We start from the raw sequence: 2,572 nt of genomic DNA on the forward strand, positions 1-2,572 counted from the left end.
CCGGTGGGGTGGGGGACGCGGGTGCCGGGCGCGGGAGCCCGGACGGCGGTGCGGGCACGACGAATCGCTTGCAGAATCTTGCAGGTTGAATCTGCAAGAACTTGCGATCGGGACCGTAAGCGCCTTCAAACGCCCGGTCAACCCTTCGCGCAAGGCTTCGCACGGGCGCGGTGACGGCGTACCGCGTCGCGGTTGGCGCAGGGGTGGGAGCAGTAGCGCTGCCGTCCGGTGCGGGAGGTGTCCGCGAAGATCGTGGTGCACTCGGCGACCTCGCACCGCCGCAGCCGGTGCATTCCGCGTCCCACCAGATGCAGGGCGGTGCCGACCGAGATCAGGGAGGCCAGCAGGGAGCCGAGCGGCAGTTGGTCCTCGCGGTAGTGCAGATGCCAGCCGTCGCCCGCGTGGTCGGTCAGCCGGGGATGGGCGGCGGACGCGGCCAGCATGCCGTTGACCGCCTCGGCGCGCTCTTGCTCGCCGGTGGCGTCGACGACCTTCTCCCAGGCGTCGAGGGCGGGCAGCAGCACGTCCAAGTCAGCTGGTACCGCCGGGCTTTCCAGGGTCAGGCCGGCCGCTATGCAGCGGTTCGTCAGGTCGTCGGGGCCGGCCGGCCGCCGGTTGGCCAGGTCCGCGGCGAGGTTCACGGCGTCGGTGCCGTAAGGGTTGAGGTGCATAAGGTGATTACAGCAGGGTGATCTCATGAGACGCCCCGAGAAGCAGCCAGAAGAGCGGCCTGAGGCACAGCACGAAGAGCAGCGCGAGGAACAGCAGGACGCACGGCAGCGGGACGTGCGGCAGGCCGTCGAGGACGACATTCCGGAGCTGGTACGGCTGCGTGCCTCGCTCTTCGCGGACTTGGGGGGCGACTACTTCAACCCCTCGTCGGCGGGCGACGATTGGCGCCACCGCCTCGCCCTGGTCCTGAAGGAGCAGCTGACCGCGGAGTCCGCGAGGATCCTGGTCGTGGACGGTGACGAGGGCCTGGCCGCCTGCGGCATCGGCACGGTCGAGCAGTGGTTTCCCGGCCCGCACAATTCCAGCGGACGCGTCGGCCACGTGATCGGCGTGGTCACCGACCCGGCGTACCGGCGGCGCGGCCACAGCCGGGCGATCATGCGGGCACTGCTCGGCTGGTTCGGCGAGCGGGAGGCCTCCCGCGTCGACCTGTACGCGTCGCCGGAGGGCGAACCCCTCTACCGTGCCCTGGGCTTTGCCGACCACCCGGATCCCGCGCTGTACTGGCGCCCGTAGCATCGCAGGAATGTCTCCTGGGAGGAGTCGAAGGTGACCGAGGATCTGCTCGCCGCGATGGTCGTGGACCTTGAGGAGCTGGTGGTGTGCGAGTCGTACTCCGCCGATCTGGCCGCCGTGGCGCGCAGCGCGGAGGTGGTGGCCGCGCAGGGTGCGCGTCTTCTGGGCGCTGAGCCCGAGCGGCTTGTCATCGACGGGGTGACGCATCTGCGGTGGGTGTTCGGCACACCGAGGGCGCTGCTCCTGGGCCATCACGACACGGTGTGGCCGATGGGTTCGCTGGCCACGCATCCGTGGTCGGTGCGGGAGGGTATCGCGCGTGGTCCTGGGATCTTCGACATGAAGGCCGGTCTGGTGCAGATGTTTCACGCGCTGGCCTCGCTGCCCTCACTTGAGGGGGTGTGTGTGCTGGTGACCGGGGATGAGGAGGTCGGCTCGGACACCTCGCTGGCGCTCATCGAGAAGGCGGCACGGCAGTGCGTGGCGACCTTCGTTCTGGAGGCGTCGGGGGACGGTGGCGCGCTGAAGACGGCACGTAAGGGCACGTCCGCCTATGAGTTGGTGGTGCACGGCAAGGCGGCCCACTCCGGTCTGGAGCCGGACAAGGGCATCAACGCGGCGGTGGGGGCCGCGCATCTCATCCTCGCCCTGGAAGGGCTGGCCGAGGAGGTCAACGCGGGCGCGTCGGCGCAGTGGCGTACGACGGTGGTGCCCACGGTGGTGGCGGCCGGTTCGGCGAGCAATACGGTGCCCGCCGAGGCCACGGTCAGCGTCGATGTGCGGGTGCCTACCCTTCAGGCGCAGGAGCGGGTGGATGCCGCTGTGCGGGCGCTGGAGGTGCCCGTGCCCGGTGCCCGACTTGAGGTGCGCGGTGGGCCCAACAGGCCGCCCCTGGAGGAGGCTTCGTCTGCCGAGCTGTTCGCGCGGGCCCGCGCGATCGCCCGGCGGCAGGGGCTGGGGACGCTGCTGTCGGCGGCGGTCGGTGGGGCCTCTGACGGGAACTTCACCGCCGGGCTGGGCTGCCCCACGCTGGACGGCCTGGGGGCCGTTGGTGCGGGAGCCCATGCCGACCACGAGCACGTCGTCGTCGCCGAGATGGTTCCCCGTGCCCGGCTCCTTGCCGCCCTCGTCGAGGAGGTTGTCCGGTGAACGCCCCCAGCGTCCAGGGTCCCGGTGCCGCCTCCTTCATCGGCACCCTGCGCTGAGGGCTGTGCCCACCCGTTCCGCCCTGCGGAACGCCTGCCCACAGCGGCAACGTCCGTCCTGGGGCCGGAAAAGCATGTGCGGGGCACGAATTCGCTTGACACGCTGAGATCATGAACTC

3 protein-coding genes are annotated in these 2,572 nt (G+C 70.6%); 2 read left to right on the top strand and 1 reads right to left on the bottom strand.

The window, feature by feature from the left end; translation table 11 throughout:
• Positions 1-137: 137 nt before the first annotated feature.
• Positions 138-671, bottom strand: a complete 534-nt coding sequence (locus GKQ77_RS31385) for a CGNR zinc finger domain-containing protein (RefSeq protein ID WP_219692508.1) — start codon at positions 669-671, stop codon at positions 138-140.
• Positions 672-696: 25 nt separating this feature from the next.
• On the opposite strand from GKQ77_RS31385, the gene GKQ77_RS31390 reads away from it, so the two are divergent.
• Together GKQ77_RS31390 and GKQ77_RS31395 are read left to right on the top strand one after the other, a co-directional pair.
• On the top strand, positions 697-1,248 hold the full coding sequence (locus GKQ77_RS31390) for a GNAT family N-acetyltransferase (RefSeq protein WP_219692509.1): 552 nt from the start codon (positions 697-699) through the stop codon (positions 1,246-1,248).
• 57 nt (positions 1,249-1,305) lie between these two features.
• Positions 1,306-2,397, top strand: a complete 1,092-nt coding sequence (locus GKQ77_RS31395) for a M20 family metallopeptidase (RefSeq protein ID WP_219692510.1) — start codon at positions 1,306-1,308, stop codon at positions 2,395-2,397.
• The last annotated feature ends 175 nt before the right edge of the window (positions 2,398-2,572 follow it).

Origin of the sequence: Streptomyces anatolicus (assembly GCF_019400875.1) — a bacterium.
GTDB classification, from domain to species: Bacteria; Actinomycetota; Actinomycetes; order Streptomycetales; family Streptomycetaceae; genus Streptomyces; species Streptomyces anatolicus.